Below are 23,815 nucleotides of genomic sequence, written 5' to 3' on the forward strand. Positions count from 1 at the left end.
CTACACCCGCGCCAACACCGCCTCCGTATCGACGCCGACGGGCAGGGTGCCGAAGGCGATGCCCCAGTCACGGTCGAGTCGAGTGGCGCAGAAGGCATCGGCCACAGCGGAATTGCCGTGCATCACCAGCTGCGCGCCTTGGAAGGTCAGGGCCATCAGTTCGACTACTCGCCTGGCCCGGTATTCCATGTCGGAGGTATCGGAGAGTTCCTTGCCGACGCGGGCGATGGCGTCGTCCAGGCGAGAATCCACGCCCGACGCCTGGCCGATCTCACCGAAGAAGGCCTCGACACTGTCGGGTTGACGGGCCAGTGCGCGTAGGGAATCGAGTGCGGCGACGTTGCCGGAGCCTTCCCAGATCGACATCAGCGGCGATTCGCGGAACAACCGAGGCATACCCGATTCCTCGACATAGCCGTTACCACCGAGACATTCGAGCGCTTCGGCGGCGTGGGCCGGTGCCCTCTTGCATACCCAGTACTTGGTGACGGCCAACGCGATTCGGCGCAGCGCACTCTCCTGCTCGTCGCCGCGGGCGGAGCCGTCGGTGGCCTGCGCCAGGCGAATCATGGCAGCGGTGGCGGCCTCGGATTCGACGGTCAAGTCTGCCAGTACGTTTCGCATCAGAGGCTGGTCCACAAGGGCAGCCCCGAACGCAGCTCGATGACGCGCGTGATGGACTGCGCGCACTGTGGCGTTGCGGATTCCGGCCGCGGACCCGATGACGCAGTCCAACCGAGTCATATTGACCATCTCGATGATGGTGCGCACGCCGCGCCCCTCTTCTCCGACGAGCCAGCCGGTGGCCCCGTGGTATTCGAGCTCACCGGATGCGTTCGACTTGTTACCGAGCTTGTCCTTCAAGCGCTGCAGCATCATTCGATTGCGAGTGCCGTCGGGCAGCACGCGCGGCAGCATGAAGCACGACAGCCCGCCGGGTGCTTGCGCCAGAGTGAGGAACATGTCCGACATCGGCGCGGACGTGAACCACTTGTGGCCGGTGATCGAGTACGTTCCGTCCGACGACGGAGTGGCCGTGGTGGTGTTGGCGCGGACATCGGATCCGCCCTGCTTCTCGGTCATCGACATTCCGGCGATCAGTCCGCGCTTCTCGGACGGAACACGCAGCCCGAAGTCGTATTCTCGCGAGGCCAGCAGCGGCTCGTACTGCGCGGCCAGAGAAGGATTGTGCCGCAACGCCGGAACGACGGCGTAGGTCATCGAGATGGGGCACATGTGCCCGGCCTCGGCCTGCCCCCAGACGTAGAATTTCGCGGCGCGGGCAACGTGAGCACCGACGCGATCGTCGGCCCACGGACTGGCGTGCAGCCCGTGCTCGACGGCAACGGTCATCAGATCGTGCCAGTGCGGGTGGAATTCGACTTCGTCGATCCGATTGCCGTATCGATCGTGAGTCTTCAGCACCGGCGGGTTCTCGTTGGCGATCCGGCCCCAGTCCTGTGCCGCCACTCCACCGGCGAGGACTCCCAGCTGCCGAACCTCGTCGAGCGCCCAGCCGCCACCGGTACGCGCCACGCCGTCGAGCAACGACGGGTCCGGGACGTGTCGAACGGACTCAGGTCGACTGCCTGGTTGAATACCTCATGCGTGTCCATCTCGAACTCCTAACGTGCGCAACGACAATGCGACCAGACCCGGTATCACGTCCACCGAGTTCTGCGATGACAACGGACCTACCAGCACTTCGCCGACGGCACCGACCAGCCCTGCTGCCGAGATGCGCACGTCCTGCTCGGGGATCTCTCCCGCTGCTATGCCGGCCACGATGGCGTCGGCGAAGGCATCGGTGAATTTCTGCCGGAACACCAACCGCTCGGCGTCGACGGCCGGGTCCACCGGTTCGGCCAACAACGCGTACGCCATCGTTCGGTTCTTCAAGGCCCGTCCGGCGAAGGTCTGCACCACTGCCGTGACCCGCTCGGCGGTGCTGCCGTGCCCGGAAACGGCCACCACTGCAGCGACCTCGCGGCTGCAGACCTCGCGAAAGATGGCGACGACCAGATCCGACTTGCCCTCGAAGTGCGTGTAGACGCTGCCGGCGGACACCCCTGCTGCCGCGGCGACCGAGGCGATCGACAGACCTGCGTAGCCCTGCGTCGAGAGCACCTCGATGGCAGCGTCGAACAGTTTTTCACGACCGGCGTCGAGCCTGGCCTGCACCGCGGGCGTCCGTCGATAGGGCATACAAGGATTGAAGCACTGATTCACTGCTTCACGCAAGAGAACTCGAGTAGGGTTCACAGACATGTCGGTACGGATCGAACGATCAGGCCCCGTCACCACAATCGTCCTGTCGCGCCCTGAGGTGCGGAACGCTGTCGACGGCCCGACCGCCCAGGAGCTGACCCAGGCGTTCGAGGAGTTCGACGCCGACGAGTCCGCGTCGGTGGCCGTGCTGTGGGGCGAAGGCGGCACGTTCTGCTCGGGAGCCGATCTCGAGGCACTCGGGACATCGCGCTCCAACCACGCCACCGAACACGGCGACGGCCCGATGGGTCCGACGCGAATGCGGTTGTCCAAGCCCGTCATCGCGGCTGTCTCCGGGTACGCCGTGGCGGGCGGACTGGAACTCGCACTGTGGTGCGACCTCCGTATCGCCGAGGACGACGCGACGTTCGGCGTGTTCTGCCGACGTTGGGGTGTTCCCTTGATCGACGGCGGCACAGTGCGATTGCCGCGTATCGTCGGAACCGGCCGGGCGATGGACATGGTCCTCACCGGTCGCGCAGTCGATGCGCAGGAAGCTCTGAACATCGGACTGATCACCCGAGTCGTTCCGGTGGGGCGAGCTCGCTCCGAGGCGGAGGCCCTGGCTGCCGAACTCGCCCTGCTACCTCAGACCTGCATGCGCGAGGATCGCCTGTCCGTCCTCGAACAGGACGGCCTCGACGAGGAGGCAGCGCTGAAGAACGAGTTTCGGCACGGAGCCATCTCGATCACCGCCGACGCACTCACCGGCGCGAGCAAGTTCGTCTCGGGCGCGGGACGTCACGGCACCCCGAGTCCGTGAAGTCCACGCGCCTGTCGGTGATCGACGAGATATTTCTCCGGACCCACCGCGGCTACGGAATTCCCATTGCACTGCAAGGTATCTGGCGCACGACCGAGACGGTGAGCAGGGAAGAACTCGACAGGATCCACGACGAACTGGCTGTAGGGCAGCTCGGTCGTCGAGTCGGCAAGCCCCGCATCCCCGGGGCACGACTTCGATGGGACATCTCATCCGAGTCGCTTCCCCTCGAGTACGGCACCGACGCGGTCGACGACATCATCGGCTGGGCCGACGCGCAGGCAGACGTTCGACTCGATCCGCAGTACGGGCCCGGCTGGCGGTTGACGGCCGCGCCCGTTGCACACGGGGGAACCGTGCTGTCCCTGGTGTGTTCGCACGCGCTGGCCGATGCTCGTGAGCTCATCGACGCTGCGGCACAAGCATTCTCAGGATCGGTACCGGTGCATGTGCTGCACCCGGGCTCGGATGTGAAGGATGCGCTCGCGATGATCGTCACCGTCCTCCTACGCTCCATCGCGGCGACGGCAAGATTGTGGGTCAGCAAGAAAGCCCGGGCCGAATTGCGAGCGTTCACCACCGCCGACAGCGGCGGTATCGCACCGCACCACGCGAAAAGAATGACGTCGGTGATCGTGGATGTCGATGCTGCAGAGTGGGATTCGGCTGCCCGACGCGTCGGCGGATCGGCCAATTCGCTGTTCGTCTCCGTCGTCGCCGCCACGATGAGCGAACTCGGTTCTCCCGCAGTGACCGTCGACATTCCTTTCCGCACCGGGTCCGGTGATGCCAATGCGATCGGCATGGCCACCGTCGCCGTCCGCGGAGACGACTCGCCCGCGGCCATCCGAGCAGCCTGCAAGGAGGCGTTCGGCAAGCCGGTCGGAGCTCCGGCAGGCTATCCACCCGAGATCGTCCAGCTGCTCCCCCACCGCGTCGCCGCGAAGCTGACGTCGACGCCTGGACGCGGAGAAGTGTTGTGCTCCAACATCGGCGACATTCCCGACGGCATCACTGCCCTCGGCTCGCACCGATCGTGCGGACTGGCCACGCGGGCGATCCATCCGAACCCGTCGGGCGCACTGTCGACGATCCGCATGTCCACCTATCTCTCCCGACTGGACGGCAACTACACGCTCTCGCTGGTGTGCACAGATGACGCCCTGGCCGGATCGCCGGCCGAGCTCACCGCGGCCGTGCAACGAGCCCTGGCGACGCGGAACCTGGCCGCCAAACCCTGGTAGGTCTAGCGTTGTCGCCATGAACGAGCACGATATCCACACCAAGATCCAGCAGCTCATCGCCACCGAGCACAAGCTCCGCACCGAAGCCCAATCCGGGGATGTCGACCCGGACACCGAGAAGGCCCAACTGGCCTCCCTCGAGCACGCCCTCGATCAGTGCTGGGACCTGCTCCGTCAGCGTAGGGCGCGTATCGATGCAGGCAAGAACCCAGACGCGGCAACCGCCAACAGTGTCGACCGGGTCGAGGGATACCTGCAGTAGCCCGGCCCGGAACCTAGACCATTCGATCCGTCAGCACATTCGGTAGGAACCGCAGCGCCGCGTCGATGCCCCGCCACTTGAGTCCCGGTAGCGCGGCGCGGCGGATTTCGCTCTCGATCGCGTCGACCATCGCCGACACTCCCTCGTCCAGAGTGGCTGTGAGAGCGGCACTGTCGCCCGCGTTGGCCGACATGTCGGTGGCGATGAAGCCGGGCAGCAGGGTGGTGACGGCGATGTCGGTTCGCGACAGTTCCGTGGCCAACGATTCACCCAGCGAGGCCACTGCGGCTTTGCTCGCCGAGTAGGTCGCCTTGGCCCCCGGCAGTCCCCGGTCGGCGCTGACGGACGAGACGAACACCAGGTGCCCGTGTTTCTGCGCTCGGAAGATCGACAGGGCCGCCTCGGCCTGCGACAGCGCCCCGATGAAGTTCGTGTGGGCGGTCTGCAGGTTGGCCTCGGCTCGCCCGGTACCGATCTTCGCGCCCTTGCCGAGCCCGGCATTGACGATCACTCGATCGAGTCCACCCAATTCGTCTCGTAATTTTCCGAACACCTCACCGACCGCATCGTGATCGGTGACGTCGAGGGCCCGGACCGCCACGGTGATGTTCGGGTTGTGGTGCATCAACTCGGCGCGAAGGTCGTCCAACCGCTCGACCCGACGCGCACAGAGCGCCAGATCCCGGCCCATGCCTGCGAACCGTCGCGCCATTTCCTCACCCAGCCCCGAGCTCGCTCCGGTGATCAGAATCTTGTTCCGAGTGGTCGCCATAAGCGGCGAGCCTATGTCACTGTGGAGCAATGGCCTCAGAAAGCTCGGAATTCGATGTCATCGTCATCGGCGGTGGACCGGTCGGCGAGAATGCCGCCCAGTACGCCATCGCAGGCAGCGACCGCACCGCCGTGATCGTCGAGCACGAACTTCTCGGTGGTGAATGCTCCTATTGGGCTTGCATGCCGAGCAAGGCACTCTTGCGCCCCAGCGAGGTTCTCGACACCGCACGAAACATGCCGGGCGTCAAGGAACTGGTGGGCGATCAACCTCTCGACGCCGACGCCGTTCTGGCCCGACGCGAATCCTTCACCCACGGTCTCGACGACTCCTCGCAGGTGGCGTGGGCCGAGTCGGCCGGCATCTCGGTGATCCGTGGCCACGGTCGCCTCACCGGGGAGAGAACCGTCGAGGTCGACGGCCGCACCCTCACTGCCCGGCACGCTGTTGTTCTCGCCACCGGAACCACCGCATCCGTACCGAACACACCCGGCCTGCGCGATGCCCTGCCGTGGATCTCCCGTGATGCCACCAACATTCACGAGACCCCCGGTCACATCGCGGTCATCGGCGGTGGCGTCGTCGCGACGGAGGCGGCCACGTGGTTGCTCTCGCTCGGAGCGAAGGTCACGATGATCGTGCGCGGATCGTCGCTGCTGGCCGGTTCCGAACCGTTCGCCGGTGAACTCGTCGCCGAGGCTCTGAAGAGGCGAGGCGCGAAAATCATGCTCGACGCCTCCCTCGAGTCGGTGTCACGAGAGAACCCGGCCGACACCGGCATCGGCCGAATCCACGGGGGCACTGTCCGTCTCGTGGTCGACGGTACCGAGATCGTCGCCGATGAAGTGCTCGTTGCTGCGGGACGTACTCCGGCGAGTTCCGACCTCGGACTGTCGAGCCTCGGACTCGAGGACGGGCGCTACATCGACGTCGACGATCATCTGACCGTTCCCGGCCACGACTGGCTCTACGCGGTGGGCGATGTCAACGGCCGAGCGCCGCTGACACACATGGGCAAGTATCAGGGCCGAGTGGCCGGTGACGTCATTGCCGCCAGGGCCGACGGCAAGCCGCTGGACAGCAAGCGATTCCGCGCATCAGCGGATCACGGCCAGATCCCCCAGGTGGTGTTCACGCCGGTCGAGGTGGCATCCGTCGGACTGACCGAGGCCAAGGCCCGAGAAGAAGGCATCGACGTCGAGATCGTGGCCCAGGACATCGCAGTCGCGGGTTCGTCTCTGCAACAGGACGATTACTCGGGGCGAGCGCAGCTGGTGATCGACCGCGCCACCGACACGATCGTGGGCGCGACCTTCGTCGGGCCGGGTGTCGCGGAGCTGGTCCACGCGGCCACGGTGGCTGTGGTCGGCAAGGTTTCGCTCGACGACCTGTGGCATGCGGTGCCGTCGTACCCGACGGTCAGCGAGATCTGGCTGCGGCTGCTCGAATCTCGTCGCTGAGTACGCGCTCGGGCACAATCGCCTCGCGGATCGCGTGGCCGAGTAGATTGGACGGGTGAACACCGAGAGTGCGTCGAAGCAGCAACCGCTTCTGGTGCTGGGCAAGATCACCGAGATTCTCGACGCCTTCTCGTTCGACCGTCCGTCCATGACTCTCGGTGAGATCCAACAGACCACCGGACTGCCGACCTCGACGGTGCAGCGCCTCGTGACCAACCTTGTGCAGCAGGGATTTCTGGATCGGAGCGGCGACCGCATTCGCATCGGGGTCCGCATGGCCTATTGGGCCGCAACGGCCACCAAGGACCTCGACGTGCTGTCGGTCGTCAACCCCGTGCTCAAGGACATGCGAGACCTGACGACCGAGACCGCATGCTTCTTTCGGCCCGAACAGAACTACCGCGTGTGCGTCGCCATCGCCGAGACGCGGCATGCCCTACGCCGAGACATGTACGTCGGCAAGGTCATCCCGCTCAGCGCAGGATCGGCCAGCCGCGTCCTGCTGGCCTGGGACGACGAGCTCGCCGAGCGCGTCCTGTCTCGCGAACTCGAATCGTTGACCGAGCAGACGGTGACCGAGGCAGAGACGATGCGAACGCTGTTGGCGCAGACCAGAGCCGACGGGTACGCGATCACCACCGGCGAGCGCGAAACCGGTGCCTCGGGACTGTCTGCGCCGGTGTTCGATTCGGCCGCGGACATCGTCGGTGCCGTCACCATCAGCGGTCCGACGCTGCGGATGCCGCAGTCGCAGTGCGAGGACTGGGTGGATCTGCTGATCTCCCATGCCGAACAGATCACGAGAACCCTGGGCGGCCGCTACCCCGCGTGAGACCAGGCGTCGGGGTTCACCGGATGCGGCGGCATCGAACCGCCGAACATCGCCGCTGCATTGGTTGCGCACAGCCGCGCCATCTCCGAACGCACCGACACCGTCGCGCTCCCCACATGCGGAAGCAACACCGTGTTGGGCAGCTCCGCGAGGCCCGGTTCGAGGGCCGGCTCACGCTCGTAGACGTCCAATCCCGCTGCGGCAACGGTGCCCTCGCGAAGTGCGGTCACCAGAGCTGCCTCGTCGACCACCGGTCCGCGCGCGGTGTTGATCACGATCGCCGACGGCTTCATCGCCCCGAGTACGGCGGCGTCCACCAGATGGTGCGTGGAATCCGACAGCGGAACATGGAGGGACAGAAAGTCGCTGGTCGTGACGATCTCGTCCCACGACGCATGTTCGACGCGGCCGGCGAACTCGCCGAGCTCGTTCTCGGAGACCTCGCGATCGCCGGGCGGGCGGGGGCAGAACTTGACCGTCATCCCGAAACCCAATGCCCGACGCGCAGTAGCGCGGGCGATTCGACCGAAGCCGGCCAGTCCCAGCACCCGGCCCGAGACATCGCTGCCGAGAAGCAGTTCGGGCTCCCAGCCGGTGAACGCGCCGGAACGGACGAACGCATCGGCCTCGACGGCGCGGCGAGCCGTCGACAGGATCAGCAACATCGCGATGTCCGCGGTCGAATCGGTCAACACCCCGGGGGTGTTGGCGACAGTGATGCCCCGCTGGGTTGCCGCCGCGATATCGATGTTGTCGAATCCGACTGCATAGTTGGATATTCCGACCAGAGACGCCGACTCCAGCAACTCCGCGTCGAACCGATCACGCAATTGAGAGACGACCACGGAGTACTCACCCGATGCGCAGGCCTCGACCAACTGCTGGTGATCGACTTCCCGCAGGTCTACTTCTCCTGCGGCGCGCAGGATGTCCATGCCCGGCGCGGGTATCTCGGTGGTGACGAGGATTCGACTCATGCGACCCACTCGAAAGCACGGGCCTCGGAACGTGCACCTTGAACGGTTTTCGAACGCATGGGCTCGTTCAACTCGGTGAGCAGCTCCTCCGACAGAGTTGCTATGTCCGCCAGGGTTTTCGGCTCGAACCAGTCCGGTCGCGTCGCGAACAGGATGTCCTCCGACGAGGTGTTGCCGCTGGCCCCCGGCGCAAAGGGACAACCGCCGAGCCCGCCGAGCGAACCGTCGACCATCGTGGCTCCGGCCGAGATCGCGGCAAGGGTGTTCGCAACGCCCAAGCCCCAGGTGTCGTGACCGTGGAACACCACTCTGCGATCCGGAGTTTCGGCACGCACCCGAGAGATCAGCGAAGACACCTGAACCGGCACGGCCTGTCCCAGGGTGTCGCAGATGACGATATCCGTTGCGCCGGTTGCACGATCGTCGTTGGCTATCTCGATGACGCGATCCGGCGACACCTGCCCCTCGAACGGGCAGGTGAAGGAGGTCGCGATACACAGCTCGATCTCACCGTCCACCGATCGAGTGATGTCCACGGCGTCGGGCATCGCGGCCAGGGACACCTCGGTGGTCCGACCGATGTTGGCCTGATTGTGCGAGTCCGACGCGGAGAAGCAGTACTGAAAGTTGCGAGCCCCAGCGGCAGCGGCCTTCTCGACATGGCGTGGAGTGGCAACCCACACCCAGCATCGGGCGAGTTCGGCGGCGGTGAGCTCACCGATGACCTCGAGAGTGTTGGCCATCGGGGGCACCTTGTCGCCCCGCGCCATCGACCCGATCTCGAGCGACGGTACGCCGAGTTCGATGAGGGTCCTGATGATTTCGAGCTTGCGATCGGCGGGGAGCATCTTGCCGGTCAGCTGCAGACCGTCGCGCATCGTGACGTCGCGCAACTCTGCGGCGGGAGCGAAGCGATACATTTACAGGCCCATCTCTTCGTCGGTGCGGCCGAGCAGAGTCGAGAGTACTTCCCTGGTGTGTTCGCCCAGATCCGGTCCGACGGAACGAATCGGCAGGGACGCGTCGCCGATCACCGGGACGACGCCGACGAATCCGACGTCGGTCGGCTTGTCGCCTCCGGTGTCGACCGAGAAGTGCTGAATCATGTTGCGGGCGGCGTACTGCTCGTCGGCGACGATGTCCGCGGCGGTGTAGATCGGGCCCGACGGCACTCCGGCGTCGTCGAGAATCTTCAAAGCCTGCTCGCGCGAATGCAATCCGGTCCAGGCCGAGATGGCGGCGTCCAGCTCGTCGCGTCGACGCCATCGGCCGGCGTTGGAAGCCAGGTCCGGATCGGCTCCGAGGTCGGGGCGATCGATGGTCTCCATGTAGCGCTGGAAGATCGCGTCACCGTTGCCGGCGATGATGATCGAGTGACCGTCGTTGCACGGGTACGCGTTCGACGGGGCGATGCCCTCCATGCGGCCGCCCGTGCGCTCACGTTCGACTCCGTAGGCGAGGTAATCCGGAATCAGCGATTCCATCATCGACAGGATCGATTCGTTCAGCGCCACATCGATGGAACGCTGAGCCAACGTCAGCGGCGACTGCTCGTCGGGTGCCTGCGCCGCGCGCTGTGTCTGCCGCTGGAACAGTGCCATGACGCAACCGAACGCGGCGTACAGTCCGGCGATCGAGTCGCCGATCGAGACTCCCACTCGGACCGGTGGCCGGTCCGGATCACCCACGAGATTGCGAAAACCGCCGTATGCCTCTGCGACAGCGGCGAATCCGGGTCGCTGCGACATGGGGCCGGTCTGCCCGAAAGCCGATATGCGCGTGATGATCAATTCGGGATTGGCGGCAGACAGCACCTCCGGCGAGATACCCCATTTCTCCAGAGTGCCGGGCCGGAAGTTCTCGAGCACGATGTCGCACTTGGCAGCGAGGTCGACGACGTCCTTGCGTCCCTGTTCGGTGCGCAGGTCCAGCACGATCGACTTCTTGTTTCGATTGATCGTGCGATACAGCATCGACGTGGTGCCGGAGTAGAGCCGCCAGTTACGCAGTTCGTCTCCGGTTCCCGGCCGTTCGACCTTGATCACCTCGGCACCGAAATCGGCAAGCATGCGCGCCGCGGTAGGGGCGGCGATGTAGTTGCCGAGCTCGAGAACTCGAACTCCGCTGAGCGGCAATGCCATCGTGTTCCTTTCGATACTCACAAAATCAGGGCTCACAGGATCCAGCTCATCGGCACGATCAAGGCGATGGCGATGACCGATGCCACCGAGACGCCCACCGAGCACGTCTTGAGTGTGCCCCTGGTCGACTGTCCCATCAAGGACTGCAGCAGCCAGAAGGTGTTGCTGGTGACGTGCACGGCGAACAGCGATCCGGCACCGGCGGCGAGCGCGATGAACACCGGATCGAGCCCGATCAACGGAGCGACCGGTGCCAGAATGCCCGCGGACGTGATGGCCGAGATCGTCACCGAGCCCACGGCGATGTGCAACGCGGCAGCGATGACCCACACCATCAACAACGGAGCCGCGGTGCTGGCGGTGAAGTACTGGCCGAGGATGTCGCCGAGACCGGCCTCGTTGATGACGGCCGCGAGCGAACCACCGACACCGGTGAGGATGAGAATCTGACCGCTCTCGGCGAAACCACGGGCGAGAGCCTTCTCCACCCGGGCCTGACCGACGTGATAGCGGCCGATGAGGCAGGTCCCCACCAGGCCGATGAGCAGCGCGATGACCGGGCTGGCGATGAATTCGACCACCGGAACCGAGATTTCGGCGACTTCGAGAACCGCTCCGACTGCGATGAGAACGAGCGCGAGCAGCAACGGCGAGAGCAACACCAGCAGCGACGTCTGCTTCTCGGTGCGCACCTTCTGCGCCACGCCACCTCCGGTTTCGAGGGGCTCGTCGTCGGAATCGGCGGGCTCGGGAACCACAGGCTGCTCGACTACGGTGATCTGTTGCTCGTCCTTCTCCTCGTTCCACCAGCCGTGTCGGAAGACGAACGACATGATGGCCACCGACAGCACGACGACGGGAACGATCAGGATCAACCCGTAGATCATCATCTTGCCCAGGGGCACTCCGAGCAGTCCGGCCAGCGCGAGCGTCGCGACACCGGGGACCATGAACACGATCCCGCATTCGAGCGAAATAGCCAGTGCTGTAGCCATTCTCGCCGTACCGTACTTACCGATCTTGGGGGCGAGGTTTCGAGCGAGCGGAGCGGAGATCACCAGCAGCACGTCGAGGAAGATAGACTGCAGCACGGTCGCGATGGTCAGCGACAACGCGTACGGGAGCCGTTTGGGGCCGAACGTTTTCAGCAACGTGCCGACGAGTCGTTGAATGGCGCTCATCTCCTGCAGCACCGAACCCATCAGGACTCCGAAGGCGATGAGCAGCCCCACCTCGGCCATGATCTCGCCGAATCCGCCCGTGATGGTGTCGACGGTGGTCGACACTCCGAGCTTTGTCGCCAGACCCAGATACGCGGCCCCGAGAACCAGCGAGATCACCGGATTGAAGTGAAAACGAACGATGAAGACCACCACCGCCAGCACAGCGACGACGGTGTTGATCACGATCCACATGTCGGACATCGGCAGTTCTTCCCACCAGAGAGAGTGACCGTCGCCATCGAAGACGGACCGGTGTGATGCGTCGCACCATTGCTCACATTATGGGCACAGATTTACTTCGTGAGCAAGAGTGACCCCGACTTGCGGTCAGATGGGCTGTGCGCGCCGAACCGACAGCGCAGCTCGCGAGGCATCGAGTTCGACCGGGGAGCGCACCGCCAACTCGCCGACCCGCAAGATCCCGTCGGACAACGGTTCCACGCGAAGCCCGCCGCGACCGATCAACGCTTTACGGGCACCGTCGACCACCATCCGGTCCATCCACGCGCACGGGTGGGCCGGTCGTCCACCGCGAAAGCGGATCCAGCCGTCACCGGAGTCGAGCTCGAATTCCAGACCTCGCAACGGGTCGAGCTCGAGCCCACGCACTACGACGTTTCTTCTGGCCACGGCCGGGTCGGGGACCTCGACGCCGAGCACATCCCCCACTGCCTCCCAGGCCTCGACGGCCAGAAAGCTCACCGCCGCCTCGGTATGCGCCCGCACGCCGAAGAACCGATCGCCCCGGATGCCCTTGTGGGCCACGATCTCGACACTCTCCGGCAGGTCCGTCGGTACGTCGGCCGGGCCGTCCTTGGATCTGCCGAAATAGGCGTGTGTGGGCGCTCGCAGCAGCTGCACGATCTCGGCGCGGTACTCGAAGGACATGCCTTCGAGTCTGCCGTGTGCCCGTCCCCCGCTGTTCTCACCCGCGGGTAAGGAGAGATCAGTACACTCGCGACATGGCTGTGACGACCCGCGTGACCACATCGGACGGCATCATCGAGGGAAAGCCGGTGGGTGATCTGACCACCTGGCGAGGCATTCCCTACGCCGCCCCGCCCGTCGGACCGCTTCGTTTCAGAGCGCCCCAACCCACCGAGCCCTGGTCGGGTGTGCGCGACGCCACCGAGTGGGGCAATGCCTCCGTTCAGCACAAGCGCGGCACGATGCTCGCAGTGGGCAAGTACCAACCGTCGAGCGAGGACTGCCTGACGCTCAACGTGTTGGCCCCGAGCACACCGAGCGCGAGCCCGCGGCCGGTCATGGTGTTCATCCACGGTGGTGCCTACACGCTCGGCACATCGGCGACCCCGCTGTACGGCGGCGGCTCTCTGGTCCGCCGCTCGCTGAAGGACGGCGACGGCATCATCTACGTGTCGGTCAACTACCGACTCGGCGCACTGGGGTACCTCGACATGTCCCAGTTCTCCACTCCCGAGCGGCCGTTCGACTCCAACCTGGGCTTGCGGGATCAGGTTGCGGCGCTGGAATGGGTGCAGCGCAACATCGCGAACTTCGGTGGCGATCCGAACAACGTCACCATCTTCGGCGAGTCCGCAGGCGGCAATGCGGTCACCACTCTCATGACCGTTCCCGCCGCGAAAGGCCTGTTCGCGCAAGCTATTTCCGAAAGCTCCGCCCCGGGAATGACGGCCACCAAGGAGCGCGCCGATCAGTGGGCGCGCGAGTACGTCGGCTACCTCGGCGGCACGGTCGAGACCGCCACCGAGACCCTCGACAACGCCGAGGTGCTCCGGCTCGGCCGGGCGGGCACCAAACTCGGCCTCACCACCCTGCACCGCACCCCGGGGCTGCTCCCGTTCGGCCCGGTGATCGACGGCGACTTCCTCCCGGTCAGCCCGGTCGAGGCATACGCGAACGGAACGGCGCACCGCGTCCCGCTGATCATCGGCACCAATGCCCGTGAGGGAACACTGTTTCCGAAGTTCCTCGACGCTTTGCCCACCAACCCCGAGCGCATCACCAAGCTGTTCTCCCTCACCGATCCCGACGCCGAGGCCGTGGTCACATCAGGCTACCGGGGCTACCCCAACGAGCGGGCAGCCATCGACTTCGGCGGCGACTTCACCTTCTGGAAGCCCTCGCTCGAAGTGGCCGAAGGACATTCGCGTCATGCACCCACGTACTTCTACCGGTTCGACTTCGCCCCGCGGTCGATGAAGCTGCTCGGATTCGACGCCACCCACGGCTTCGAGTTGTTCGCCGTGTTCGGCATCAGCGAAACACTGTTCGGCAAGGCGCTGACGCTCGCAGGCGGACGGAAGGCCTTCGCCGAAGTCACCGAGCAGGTCCAGTCGAACTGGATTGCGTTCGCCACCAACGGAAAACCCCTCGAATCGTGGCCGGAGTACAACGAGACCGACCGCAAGACATTGATCTTCGACACCCGCACCCGGGTACAGAAGGACCCACGGAGCGACCGTCGCAAAGCGTGGGAAGGCTACCGGGGCTACGACAGCCAGAAGCTCGAGCCCGTCACTTGAGCAGTCGTGACATGCGACGGTCGGCGAGAATCTTGCCGGCCGTCTGGCACGTCGCGCAGTACTGAAAAGAGCGATCGACGTAGGCGACTTCGCGTACCGGGTCGCCGCACACCGGGCACGGAAGTCCGGTCCTGGCGTGCACGCGCATCCCCGATCTCTTCTCCCCCTTCAGACGCGCCGCATCCTGCCCGGCCGAGCGGGCCACCGCGTCGGACAGCACCGAGCGCATCGCCGCGTACAGCGCCCCGACGGCCTCGGGATCGAGCTTGCTCGAGGATGCGAACGGCGAGAGCTTCGCCACGTGCAGTATCTCGTCCGAGTAGGCATTGCCGATGCCGGCCAACAGCGACTGATCCACCAACGAAGTCTTCAGTCGCGCGGTGGTGCTGCTGAGGATCTCGGCGAATTCGAGCTCGGTGACCGTCAGCGCGTCGGGTCCGAGCCGGGCGATACTCGCCACCTGTTGCGGATCGCGTACCACCCACACCGCCAGCCGTTTCTTGGTCCCCGCTTCGGTGAGATCGATCGCGGGCGTCGCTCCCTCGGGGGTGAAGAAGTGGATCCGCAGCGCGAGGGGCCCTTTGCCCGGCTTCGGCGGCGCGGCGCTGGGGTTGTCCACCCACCGCAGCCATCCTCCACGCGAGAGATGGGTGATCAGCCAGAGGTCACCGGCTCGGAGCGCCAGGTGCTTTCCGAAGCGGGCGGCATCGGTGACGTCCTTGCCCTGCAGCTCGGTGATCGGCGGATCGAACGTCTTGAGAACGCTCAGCGCAGCGATGTCGATTCGGCCCATCACGGCTCCGACGGCATGCTCGCGCAGAAAGCCGGCAAGGGCTTCCACCTCGGGTAATTCCGGCATGCGTCCAGTATGCAGCTACGATGACCGTCGTGATGGTTCCGACTCCGTACGAAGATCTGCTGCGCCGCATCCTCGATACCGGGACGGCGAAATCCGACCGCACGGGAACCGGCACCACCAGCGTGTTCGGGCATCAGATGCGCTTCGATCTGGCAGCGGGCTTCCCGTTGATCACCACCAAGAAGGTCCACCTGAAATCGATCGTCTACGAGCTGTTGTGGTTCCTGCGCGGAGACTCGAACGCCACGTGGCTCCAAGAGCGCGGCGTCAGCATCTGGGACGAGTGGGCCGCTCCGGACGGCGAACTCGGCCCCGTCTACGGAGTGCAGTGGCGGTCGTGGCCCACCCCGTCGGGCGAGCACATCGACCAGATCAGCCAGGTCATCGAGACCCTGAAGACCGATCCGGATTCGCGGCGAATGATCGTCTCGGCGTGGAACGTCGGCGAGATCCCGCGGATGGCGCTCCCGCCGTGCCACGCGTTCTTCCAGTTCTACGTGGCCGACGGAAAACTCTCCTGCCAGCTCTACCAGCGCAGCGCAGACATGTTTCTCGGCGTGCCGTTCAACATCGCCAGCTACGCACTGCTCACGCACATGGTGGCGGCGCAGACCGGCCTCGAGGTCGGCGAGTTCGTCTGGACCGGCGGCGACTGCCACATCTACGACAACCACCGCGAGCAGGTCACCGAGCAGCTCTCACGCGAGGCGTATCCGTACCCCACTCTGAGACTGGCGCAACGGGATTCGATCTTCGATTACACCTACGAGGACATCGAGATAGTGGACTACCGGCATCACCCGGCGATCAAGGCCCCGGTAGCGGTGTGAGTGCACCGCACTTCGTCGGCCTGATCTGGGCTCAGACCACCGCCGGCGTCATCGGAGACGCGGGATCGATCCCCTGGCACGTCCCCGAGGACATGGCGCACTTCAAATCGAAGACGGCCGAGCATCCGGTGATCATGGGCCGTAAGACCTGGGACTCACTGCCCGCGAAGTTCCGTCCACTGCCGGGCCGTCGCAACATCGTGGTCACTCGCAACCCCTCGTGGACCGCCGACGGTGCCGAGAACGCACCGAGTGTCGCCGACGCCGTGGCCCTGGTAGGCGAGAGCCCGGTCTGGCTCATGGGGGGCGGCGAAATCTATCGCAGTGCAATGGATATCGCGACCCACCTGGAAGTGACCGAGGTCGATCTCGACGTCGAGGGCGATACGAAAGCCCCCGAGATTCCCGACGGCTGGGTCGCGACGGCAGGTGAGTGGCAGAGCAGCCGGGTCGACGGAACCCGATTCCGCTGGGTCGAGTACGGAAAGCCTACCCAACCTTCTTGAGCGCGTTCAGGATTCCCCCGTCGCGACTGCGAGCGGTGCGTCATACTGACGATCATGGACAAGAAGTCACTCACCGCCCTTGCCCGCCAACAGCTCAAACTTGCAGTCGGCGCGTCGAGTGGCCGCAGTTCACAGACGGTGTACGGCGGTCACCGACGCCACCTGCGGCAGACCGTGGTGGCACTGGCCGCCGGCAACAAGCTGGCCGAGCACGACCTCTCGGGCGAGTCCACCGTCCTGGTGCTCAGCGGCAAGCTCGAACTGATCTCCGGTGAGCGCTCCTGGAAGGGCTCGACCGGCGACCTTCTCGTCATCCCCGACGCCCGACACAGCGTCGAGGCCCTCGAAGACGTGAGCTTCTTGCTGACCGTCGCTATGTGAGCGCTTTCCGCACGACCAGCACCGGACAGTCCGCGGTGTTGACGAGCGCGAAACTGGTGGAGCCCAACAGCATTCCACCGAATCCGCCACGCCCCCGGTTGCCCACCACGATCAACGCCGCGGTTTCGGACAGTCCGCTCAGAACCCGCACCGGACGGTCCTGAGCGACGACGCGCTGCACCTCGACGTCGGGGAATCTCTCCTGCCAGCCGGCGAGGCTCTCTGCCAGCAGAACCTCCTCGCCGTCGGCGATGGCCTGCCAGTCCTTGGGCGCACGGCCGAACGACTGGGTGAGATCGACATCGGACCACACGTGAACCGCGATCAGCACGGCGTCCCGAGCGGATGCTTCGACGAACGCCCACTCGACCGCAGCCTGGTTGACGTCCGAGCCGTCGATACCGACGATCACCGGCCCCTCGGCAACCGGGCGGCCATCGATGTCGCGGCCTCGCACCACCGCGACCGGGGACACGCTGTGCGCGGCCAACGAGAGTGTGACAGCGCCGGTTTCGCTGGCCCCGATCACCAGCATCTCGGCCTGTGCCGAGACGCCGATGAGAACATCCATCACGCCGCCCTCGACGGCACTGGAGGTCACCTCGAAGGCTGGATCGTCGACGACCAGTGCGGCCAGCGTTTCTGCCGCCACCAACCTCGACTTGGCCGTGGCAACGAATTCGGTTGCTTCTCCTGCGAATTCGCTCAGGTCGACCACCCCCGGCATGTCGACGGCAGTGACGATGTGCAATCGCCGATCCCGTCGGTGAGCGCAGAGAGCCGCCCAGATCACGGCCTTGTCCGCTGCAGCGGATCCGTCGATACCGACGATGATCGGTCGAGAGCCTGTCACGTTTCGGGCCTCCGGTCTTGCGCGAGAACCAATCCTCGCGCGTATGACGAATAGGCGTTCAGGCTAGTCGATGGGGTCCGCCCGAGCGCCTCTTCGATTCGAATCGAACCGAAGAGGCACCGTTCCCACGGACCCCCCGGGGTATGTGGTGTCAGCTGGCGCGCAATGCGTTCGAGTATTCCCGGACTCGTGTGCGGCCGAGCTGGGTTGCGGCGTCCTGGGCGCCGAGATGATCGAGATAGTCGACCAGTTGGTCGCGACTGCGGGCTCCGGCACCGAGATCGGTGCGCTCGAAGATGCGCCACTGCGCCAACAGGGGTCGCAGAACATCGTCGAGATGGCGGCGCAGATCGTAGATTCCGTCCCGCGAGATGAGCATCGCGCTGCGCGCGAACCCCGGCAGGTTGGTGCCCGGCAGCTGAAAGTTCATGACGACCTCGGTGATCGCCGTGACGGTGAGCGACGGTGCCACCTCGAGCGCCGCAGAAACAAGGTCCGAAAAGAAGCGGACATGCAGGTCCTGATCGGCGACGATGCGTCCGAGCAGGCGATCGGCCACCGGATCGTGGCACTGAACGGCAGTGTTGCGATGGCAAATGCTCGACACCGACTCGTCGAGGGTGACCTGGGCCAGCGACCGGAGCAGATGCGCTCCGTTCATCGGGGCGTCGAAACCCACCGTCATGCACTGCGCTCGGGCTCGACCGAGGGCGACCGGATCGACGCTGCGGGTGGCGACCAGGTAATCGGTGACGGCCACTGCATGCCGGGTTCGTTCGTCGCTCCACTCGGTCAGCCACGACGGCCAGACCCCGTTCTCGAAGGCTGCAGTATCCCGCCGATACAGCGGAATGTTCTGTTCGACGAGCAGGGTGGTCACGAGTGCCGCTTTGGCAGCTTCGGTCAGGGTCGAGGGACGCGAACCCCAGTACATCTCGGCTCGGACGTAGTCGGCCGGTTCCCACAGAACGGCCTCGGCGCGATGCCGAGCCAGGTTGGCCTCGATGGTCGGCAACAGTTCTCGCAGTACCGCGAACTGCCCGATATCTCTGCGCATACCCGCCCCTTCGTCGCCCGCCTACCCACTCCGACGGAGACAAAGGTAGATCCGCCGAACTCGCACCGTGGAGCGCTTGCAGATTGTTTAGGGCAAGTCGCAAGCGCTCGGGGCGCGCGCTCGAGACAGGTCACAACGAGTTTTGCCGAAATGGTGGATCACGCGTTGATAACAACCTATGATCGACCCTGTTAGAGGCCAGGAAACAAACTTGAAGTACGAAAACGCCGCGGTTTCGTCGGGGATTGCATACATTGAGCCGCGGAAGCGCATCGATACGCGCAAGTAAGTTTGCTCTCCGATGACCTGAAGATCCCAACACGAAGGGTTGATCTGTGACCGTTCACAACTCGACTAGCCTCGGAATCATGGTCGCGGGTCAGCCTGCGTCGGCTCCTCTTCGCGACTTCCGTGCAGTGGCACGGCTCCTCGTGGGGCACTTCGCCGCCAACACCCCCTGCGGGTCGTTGCCGGGCGAACAGCTCCACGGCGACGTCACCGAATTCACCGTCAAATGCATCAGCATCGCCGTGCAGATGCTCGACGAACGGCGCGCTCCGGCCGAGTCCGACCTGGCCGAACTTCGCGTCAAAGCCAGCCAGTGGGCACGCGAGGGCGTGCCCCTCGAGTCCGTGCTCAGCGTCTACCACGAGGGCATCCAGATCGGCTGGAATCTGGTGTCCAAGAGGGCAGGTGAGGGCGACGCCGCTCAACTGATCGAGGCTGCGCGGATGTTCGTGCTGCTGTCGGAGAAGGTGTCCATCGCCGCCAGCAAGAGCTACGTCGAGGAGCTCCAAGCGGTGGCAAGTGAGCACCACACGGCAGCGCACACCCTGGTGACCTCGCTGCTCAGCGGCCACAACGCGGTATCGATGGCCCGTCAGTCCGGCATCGAACTCGCCGACAGCTACCTCGTGCTCGCCATCTCTGTTCCGCCGCACCCCGACGAGAACGATCCCAACATTCAGAAGACCGTCGCCGCCCGTAGAAAGCTGCGCCGCGTCCAGGCCGAGCTGGCCACGATCTGCGGACGCACTCCCCTGTCTCTGCTCAGCACCGAGGGTGGCACCGTGCTCATCCCCGGTACCCACGACGACGAGTGGGTCGAGGCCCTGGTGCATCGCATCGGTACCGCCGCCGAGGTTCCCGTCACAGTCACCGCCGAACAGGCCGCAACCGCCGACATCCCCACCGCAGCCGATCAGGTACACGAACTGCTGTCGTTGGCGCACCAGTTGCACCGCCCGTCCGGCCTGTATCGCATGGACGACCTGGTGCTGGAGTACCAGCTCACGCGGCCTGGCCCCGGCCGTCGCCACCTGACCCAGATCCTCGAGCCCCTCGATTCGTCCCCTGAGCTGCTCGAGACCCTCGAGATCCACATCTCCCACGATCTGAACCGTCAGCGGTCCGCTCGCCAGCTCCATCTGCACACCAACACCGTCGATTACCGCCTCAAGCGGATCGCGCAACTCACCGGGTTCGATCCCACCCGTCCCTCGGGAATTCGGCACCTGCAGGCCGCACTGGTGGCCCGGCGGCTCGAATCCTCGCGCGGCGCAGCGTGATCTGAGAACTCCGACCGGTTTCTCGACCCGACGGCAGGTAGCGTCGGAAGTATTCGAGGAGCAGGGGATCGTTGCATGACCAATTTGAAGCTCGAGCTGTCCGGTGTGGTCAAGGAGTACCCCACCGGCGAGCAACCGGTACGCGCGTTGGACGGTATCGATCTCACCATCGAGGGTGGCCAGTTCGTCTCGCTCGTCGCGCCGTCCGGTGCCGGAAAGTCGACGCTGCTGCACATGCTCGGCGCTCTCGACACACCGACGTCGGGTTCCATCCGGTTCGACGACGTCGAGGTCACCACCCTCGACGACAACGCCCAATCCGATTTCCGACGCCACCAGGTGGGGTTCGTCTTCCAGTTCTTCAACCTGCTGCCGACGATGTCCGCGTGGGAGAACGTCGCCGTGCCCAAGCTGCTCGACGGCACACCCATCAAGAAGGCCAAGACCGACGCGATGCGTCTGCTCGAGATGGTCGGACTCTCGAACCGATCCGAGCACCGGCCGGCACAGTTGTCCGGTGGTCAGATCCAGCGCATCGCGATCGCCCGGGCGTTGATGATGGATCCGGCGCTGCTGATCGCCGACGAACCGACCGGCAATCTCGATTCGAAAACCTCCCACAACGTCCTCGAGATCCTCGCCGACGTGGCGCACGCCAGCAACGGGCGTCGAGCAGTGGTGATGGCGACCCATGACCTCGAGGCAGCACGGTCCACCGATCGCATCGTCGGCATGATCGACGGTCGCGTCGAGACCGACACTCTGACGGCCGGCCTCGATCGGTGATAGGCACCGCGCTCAGCAGATTTCGAGTCATCAGCCTTCGCGATCTCCGCATGCACTGGGTGCGTTCGCTGGTCTCGGCCGGTGTCGTCGCCGTCGCGGCCGGGCTGCTCATCGCCGTCCTCGGCACGTACGGCTCCTTGACCGGCTCCGTCGAGCGGCTCGCCGTGTCGATCGCCGGTAACGCGAACTACGAGATCGTCGGTGTCACCGACTCCGGTTTCGATCAGAGCGAACTCGACGCCGTACGTGCTGTTCCCGGCGTCGAGACAGCGGTTCCACTGTTACGCAGCACCGTTCGGTCCGATGTCGGAGACCTGACGATTCTCGGTGTCGACTCATCCATCACGGCACTGCAATCCGATCTGGAAGGTGCCGTCGGAAACGCGTCAGGATTGCTCACCGATCCGGGCGGGGTGTTGGTCGGAGCCGCAACGGGTCTGACGCAGGGCGACACCGTCACCATCGACGATGTTCCGACCGCGGTGGTCGGCGTGGTCGACGGCCCCGGGACACAGCGCATCGGCGGGGGCATGTTCGCCGTCGCACTCGTCCCGACGGCTCAGACGCTCACCGACCGCCCCGATGAGCTCGATTCGATCTTCGTCCTCGGCAGCGGCGACTCTCTGCGCACCGACCTCGATACCGCATTGGCCGGCCGGGTGTCGGTGATGAATCCGGACTTCCGGGCCGACCGCGCGAACCAGGCGATGAGCCTGACTCGCAATGCGACACTGATGGTCTCGCTCATCGCGTTCGTCGTCGCGGCGTTCCTCGTCTTCAACGTCATGAACATGGCCATCGCGAAGCGTCGACCCACCATCTCTCTGCTCCGGGCAGTCGGCGGCCGCCGCGGCGACATCGTCCGCGACCTGCTGTTCGAGTCCGTTCTGGTCGGTCTCGTCGGCGGTGCCGTCGGAGTTCCGCTGGGAATCGTGATGGGCCGCATTGCAATCGAAAGGCTGCCGCCGTTCCTCTCGCAGGCCTTCGATGCGCGAATCGAATACGTGCTGCCCGGCTTCGCGATACCGGTGGCGATCGTCGCGTGCGTGCTGGCCTGCGTCGGGGCCTCGGCCGTCGCCGCCGTGCAGGTGTATCGCATCTCGCCGATCGAAGCGCTCGCAGTCGGCGGCGGAGAGACCTCCGGTGGCCCCGGTCTGCGATTCACCCTGGCCGCGACCGTGTTCGGTGTGTTCGCCGTCGCCGGATCCTTCCTCTTCGCCGTCAACGTCGACGGGCAGTTGACCCTCGGAGCCGGTGCGTTGTTCATGTTCGGCGTCGTCGCTCTGTGCGTCGGCGCGACCGGGCCGATCGTGTCCGTCACCGCAGCGGTCCCCCGCCGCTGGGGTGGTGCCGGACGCCTCGCGACCGCCACCATCGAACGCGCCCCGCGGCGTATCTGGGCCACCGTGATGACGATCGTGATCGCCGTGGGAGTCAGTGTGGGAGTGTCGGGTTCGCTGACCAACATGACCGACTCGGCAGCCGAATCGTTGTCGTCCTTGGCGAACACCGACCTGTACGTGTCGATGACCTCACCCGACGCCATACCGTCGGGCCCGATCGTTCCCGCCTCTGTCGACGACGCTGTCCGGGCGACGCCGGGGGTCTCTCGCATCGTCGAGGGACAGTGGGCATACGCGACGATCGACGGCGAGACGGTATCAATCCAGGGCGTCGCCGACGGTAGCAACGCGGTGACGCTCGCATCGCTCTCCGACGACGTGCGCGCGGCAGTGCTCGCCGGCGAGGGTGTGGTGCTGTCACAGGGGTTCGGCCGAACACTCGGTGTCTCGGTGGGCGACTCCATCGAGCTGCCGACGCCGACCGGGGTGCAGACCGTGCGGGTGCTGGACCTGGTCGAATACATCAACGCCGCCGGCGGGACGATGGCGATCTCGCTGGATTCGATGCAGCGTTGGTACGACCGGCCCGGGGCTACCTACCTCGAGATCAGTGTCGACGGAGACGTTGCGGCAGTACAGGATTCACTGCGCGCAGCGCTGCCACCCGAGGCGTTCGTCTACACCGGCGGCGCCGCACTCGAGGGAACGAGCGCCGCTATCCGACAGTCCGGGGCACTGGCCATCGCGTTGCAGTGGATCGTCGCGCTCGTCGCTGCCGTCGCGTTGCTCAACACGTTGACACTGTCGGTACTCGAGCGTCGACGTGAACTCGGCGTACTGCGCGCCATGGGCGGTGGCCGCGGAACCCTGGCGCGAATGGTGCTCGCCGAGGCGCTCTCGGTCGGCGTCGTCGGTGGTGTGCTCGGCCTGATCATCGGTGCGGGCCTGCAGTATCTGAGCACCCTGATCCTCGGAGCCAGCATCGGAATTCCGGTCGCCTACACCGCGAGCTGGTCGGTGCTGCTGTACGGACTCGTCGCCCTCGGCCTGTCGCTGTTGGGTTCGGCTCCACCTGCCGTGCATGCCTCTCGACTGAGCATCGTGGACGCCATCGCGGCGGATTAGATGGTGGGCGGGGCCTCGGGCGGGGATCCGCAGACGGGCTCCGGCCTCGGGATCCGCA

Annotated in this window: 22 protein-coding genes and 1 pseudogene; 12 read left to right on the plus strand and 11 right to left on the minus strand. The window is 65.4% G+C overall.

Annotated features, from left to right (window positions below; all coding sequences use genetic code 11):
* Positions 1-1,616: pseudogene (locus QM590_RS09215) on the minus strand (acyl-CoA dehydrogenase family protein).
* Positions 1,603-2,205 (minus strand): TetR/AcrR family transcriptional regulator, encoded by a 603-nt coding sequence (locus tag QM590_RS09220; protein WP_094639804.1) that lies wholly within the window; start codon positions 2,203-2,205, stop codon positions 1,603-1,605. Before QM590_RS09220 ends, QM590_RS09215 begins: the two are co-directional and overlap by 14 nt.
* 61 nt (positions 2,206-2,266) lie before the next feature.
* Here QM590_RS09220 and QM590_RS09225 point away from each other — a divergent pair, with 61 nt between their 5' ends.
* From QM590_RS09225 to QM590_RS09235, 3 genes are read left to right on the plus strand one after another with little or no spacing between them, the layout of a single operon-like run.
* Positions 2,267-3,031, plus strand: coding sequence for a crotonase/enoyl-CoA hydratase family protein (locus QM590_RS09225; RefSeq protein WP_149405111.1), 765 nt, complete (start codon positions 2,267-2,269; stop codon positions 3,029-3,031).
* On the plus strand, positions 3,028-4,275 hold the full coding sequence (locus tag QM590_RS09230; RefSeq protein ID WP_269594608.1) for a hypothetical protein: 1,248 nt from the start codon (positions 3,028-3,030) through the stop codon (positions 4,273-4,275). Before QM590_RS09225 ends, QM590_RS09230 begins: the two co-directional genes overlap by 4 nt.
* A gap of 16 nt (positions 4,276-4,291) precedes the next feature.
* Positions 4,292-4,537, plus strand: coding sequence for a DUF2630 family protein (locus tag QM590_RS09235; protein ID WP_068050123.1), 246 nt, complete (start codon positions 4,292-4,294; stop codon positions 4,535-4,537).
* A 13-nt stretch (positions 4,538-4,550) separates the two neighbouring features.
* Here QM590_RS09235 and QM590_RS09240 read toward each other — a convergent pair whose 3' ends face one another.
* Positions 4,551-5,309 (minus strand): SDR family oxidoreductase, encoded by a 759-nt coding sequence (locus QM590_RS09240; protein ID WP_269594607.1) that lies wholly within the window; start codon positions 5,307-5,309, stop codon positions 4,551-4,553.
* Between the two features lie 29 nt (positions 5,310-5,338).
* On the opposite strand from QM590_RS09240, the gene QM590_RS09245 reads away from it, so the two are divergent.
* Both QM590_RS09245 and QM590_RS09250 read left to right on the plus strand, forming a co-directional pair.
* On the plus strand, positions 5,339-6,769 hold the full coding sequence (locus QM590_RS09245; RefSeq protein ID WP_269594606.1) for a dihydrolipoyl dehydrogenase family protein: 1,431 nt from the start codon (positions 5,339-5,341) through the stop codon (positions 6,767-6,769).
* Positions 6,770-6,824: 55 nt separating this feature from the next.
* Entirely contained in the window at positions 6,825-7,601 is a 777-nt protein-coding gene (locus QM590_RS09250; protein ID WP_262498255.1) for an IclR family transcriptional regulator, read from the plus strand.
* Here QM590_RS09250 and QM590_RS09255 read toward each other — a convergent pair.
* From QM590_RS09255 to QM590_RS09275, 5 genes are all read right to left on the minus strand, one after another.
* Positions 7,589-8,578 (minus strand): 2-hydroxyacid dehydrogenase, encoded by a 990-nt coding sequence (locus tag QM590_RS09255; protein WP_269594605.1) that lies wholly within the window; start codon positions 8,576-8,578, stop codon positions 7,589-7,591. The genes QM590_RS09250 and QM590_RS09255 overlap by 13 nt on opposite strands.
* Positions 8,575-9,498 (minus strand): hydroxymethylglutaryl-CoA lyase-like TIM-barrel protein, encoded by a 924-nt coding sequence (locus QM590_RS09260; protein ID WP_269594604.1) that lies wholly within the window; start codon positions 9,496-9,498, stop codon positions 8,575-8,577. Before QM590_RS09260 ends, QM590_RS09255 begins: the two co-directional genes overlap by 4 nt.
* Positions 9,499-10,719, minus strand: coding sequence for a CaiB/BaiF CoA transferase family protein (locus QM590_RS09265; protein WP_068050101.1), 1,221 nt, complete (start codon positions 10,717-10,719; stop codon positions 9,499-9,501).
* A 32-nt stretch (positions 10,720-10,751) separates the two neighbouring features.
* Positions 10,752-12,143, minus strand: coding sequence for a GntP family permease (locus QM590_RS09270; protein ID WP_269594603.1), 1,392 nt, complete (start codon positions 12,141-12,143; stop codon positions 10,752-10,754).
* A 126-nt stretch (positions 12,144-12,269) separates the two neighbouring features.
* Positions 12,270-12,830: a molybdenum cofactor biosysynthesis protein gene (locus tag QM590_RS09275; protein WP_269594602.1), complete on the minus strand. Its 561-nt coding sequence runs from the start codon at positions 12,828-12,830 to the stop codon at positions 12,270-12,272.
* Positions 12,831-12,904: 74 nt separating this feature from the next.
* On the opposite strand from QM590_RS09275, the gene QM590_RS09280 reads away from it, so the two are divergent.
* Entirely contained in the window at positions 12,905-14,449 is a 1,545-nt protein-coding gene (locus QM590_RS09280; protein ID WP_149405102.1) for a carboxylesterase/lipase family protein, read from the plus strand.
* Here the strand turns inward: QM590_RS09280 and QM590_RS09285 are convergent.
* On the minus strand, positions 14,442-15,308 hold the full coding sequence (locus QM590_RS09285) for a DNA-formamidopyrimidine glycosylase family protein (protein WP_269594601.1): 867 nt from the start codon (positions 15,306-15,308) through the stop codon (positions 14,442-14,444). The genes QM590_RS09280 and QM590_RS09285 overlap by 8 nt on opposite strands.
* A 29-nt stretch (positions 15,309-15,337) precedes the next feature.
* Here QM590_RS09285 and QM590_RS09290 point away from each other — a divergent pair, with 29 nt between their 5' ends.
* Genes QM590_RS09290 through QM590_RS09300 form a run of 3 tightly spaced genes read left to right on the plus strand, consistent with a single transcriptional unit; the run spans position 15,338 to position 17,025 of the window.
* Positions 15,338-16,138 carry a thymidylate synthase gene (locus tag QM590_RS09290; protein WP_269594680.1) on the plus strand — a complete coding sequence of 267 codons (801 nt, stop codon included), beginning with the start codon at positions 15,338-15,340 and terminating at the stop codon, positions 16,136-16,138.
* Positions 16,135-16,644, plus strand: a complete 510-nt coding sequence (locus QM590_RS09295; protein ID WP_269594600.1) for a dihydrofolate reductase — start codon at positions 16,135-16,137, stop codon at positions 16,642-16,644. The genes QM590_RS09290 and QM590_RS09295 overlap by 4 nt, the downstream gene beginning before the upstream one ends.
* A gap of 54 nt (positions 16,645-16,698) precedes the next feature.
* Positions 16,699-17,025 carry a cupin domain-containing protein gene (locus tag QM590_RS09300; RefSeq protein ID WP_032395790.1) on the plus strand — a complete coding sequence of 109 codons (327 nt, stop codon included), beginning with the start codon at positions 16,699-16,701 and terminating at the stop codon, positions 17,023-17,025.
* On the opposite strand, the gene QM590_RS09305 is transcribed toward QM590_RS09300, so the two are convergent.
* Positions 17,018-17,878 carry a universal stress protein gene (locus tag QM590_RS09305; RefSeq protein WP_149405099.1) on the minus strand — a complete coding sequence of 287 codons (861 nt, stop codon included), beginning with the start codon at positions 17,876-17,878 and terminating at the stop codon, positions 17,018-17,020. The two genes, QM590_RS09300 and QM590_RS09305, sit on opposite strands and share 8 nt — an antisense overlap.
* 151 nt (positions 17,879-18,029) lie before the next feature.
* On the minus strand, positions 18,030-18,935 hold the full coding sequence (locus QM590_RS09310; protein ID WP_269594599.1) for an acyl-ACP desaturase: 906 nt from the start codon (positions 18,933-18,935) through the stop codon (positions 18,030-18,032).
* Between the two features lie 335 nt (positions 18,936-19,270).
* Between QM590_RS09310 and QM590_RS09315 the strand changes: the two genes are divergently transcribed.
* The 3 genes from QM590_RS09315 to QM590_RS09325 all read left to right on the plus strand — a co-directional run bounded on the left by QM590_RS09315 (position 19,271) and on the right by QM590_RS09325 (position 23,757).
* Positions 19,271-20,503: a PucR family transcriptional regulator gene (locus QM590_RS09315; protein ID WP_094633082.1), complete on the plus strand. Its 1,233-nt coding sequence runs from the start codon at positions 19,271-19,273 to the stop codon at positions 20,501-20,503.
* Positions 20,504-20,587: 84 nt separating this feature from the next.
* Positions 20,588-21,289: an ABC transporter ATP-binding protein gene (locus QM590_RS09320; RefSeq protein ID WP_269594679.1), complete on the plus strand. Its 702-nt coding sequence runs from the start codon at positions 20,588-20,590 to the stop codon at positions 21,287-21,289.
* Positions 21,290-21,339: 50 nt separating this feature from the next.
* Complete coding sequence (locus QM590_RS09325; RefSeq protein ID WP_269594598.1) at positions 21,340-23,757, plus strand: FtsX-like permease family protein; 2,418 nt, start codon at positions 21,340-21,342, stop codon at positions 23,755-23,757.
* Positions 23,758-23,815: the final 58 nt, after the last annotated feature.

The sequence above is a fragment of the Rhodococcus sp. IEGM 1372 genome (genome assembly GCF_030056835.1).
Lineage (GTDB): Bacteria > Actinomycetota > Actinomycetes > Mycobacteriales > Mycobacteriaceae > Rhodococcoides.

What these genes read in the sequence shown, in the direction of transcription:
- QM590_RS09220 (WP_094639804.1), bottom strand. Translation starts at nt 2,205, where the DNA reads ATGCCCTATCGACGGACGCCCGCGGTGCAGGCCAGGCTCGACGCCGGT.
- QM590_RS09225 (WP_149405111.1), top strand. Translation starts at nt 2,267, where the DNA reads ATGTCGGTACGGATCGAACGATCAGGCCCCGTCACCACAATCGTCCTG.
- QM590_RS09235 (WP_068050123.1), top strand. Translation starts at nt 4,292, where the DNA reads ATGAACGAGCACGATATCCACACCAAGATCCAGCAGCTCATCGCCACC.
- QM590_RS09240 (WP_269594607.1), bottom strand. Translation starts at nt 5,309, where the DNA reads ATGGCGACCACTCGGAACAAGATTCTGATCACCGGAGCGAGCTCGGGG.
- QM590_RS09245 (WP_269594606.1), top strand. Translation starts at nt 5,339, where the DNA reads ATGGCCTCAGAAAGCTCGGAATTCGATGTCATCGTCATCGGCGGTGGA.
- QM590_RS09255 (WP_269594605.1), bottom strand. Translation starts at nt 8,578, where the DNA reads ATGAGTCGAATCCTCGTCACCACCGAGATACCCGCGCCGGGCATGGAC.
- QM590_RS09260 (WP_269594604.1), bottom strand. Translation starts at nt 9,498, where the DNA reads ATGTATCGCTTCGCTCCCGCCGCAGAGTTGCGCGACGTCACGATGCGC.
- QM590_RS09265 (WP_068050101.1), bottom strand. Translation starts at nt 10,719, where the DNA reads ATGGCATTGCCGCTCAGCGGAGTTCGAGTTCTCGAGCTCGGCAACTAC.
- QM590_RS09270 (WP_269594603.1), bottom strand. Translation starts at nt 12,143, where the DNA reads ATGTCCGACATGTGGATCGTGATCAACACCGTCGTCGCTGTGCTGGCG.
- QM590_RS09275 (WP_269594602.1), bottom strand. Translation starts at nt 12,830, where the DNA reads ATGTCCTTCGAGTACCGCGCCGAGATCGTGCAGCTGCTGCGAGCGCCC.
- QM590_RS09280 (WP_149405102.1), top strand. Translation starts at nt 12,905, where the DNA reads ATGGCTGTGACGACCCGCGTGACCACATCGGACGGCATCATCGAGGGA.
- QM590_RS09285 (WP_269594601.1), bottom strand. Translation starts at nt 15,308, where the DNA reads ATGCCGGAATTACCCGAGGTGGAAGCCCTTGCCGGCTTTCTGCGCGAG.
- QM590_RS09300 (WP_032395790.1), top strand. Translation starts at nt 16,699, where the DNA reads ATGGACAAGAAGTCACTCACCGCCCTTGCCCGCCAACAGCTCAAACTT.
- QM590_RS09310 (WP_269594599.1), bottom strand. Translation starts at nt 18,935, where the DNA reads ATGCGCAGAGATATCGGGCAGTTCGCGGTACTGCGAGAACTGTTGCCG.
- QM590_RS09325 (WP_269594598.1), top strand. Translation starts at nt 21,340, where the DNA reads ATGCACTGGGTGCGTTCGCTGGTCTCGGCCGGTGTCGTCGCCGTCGCG.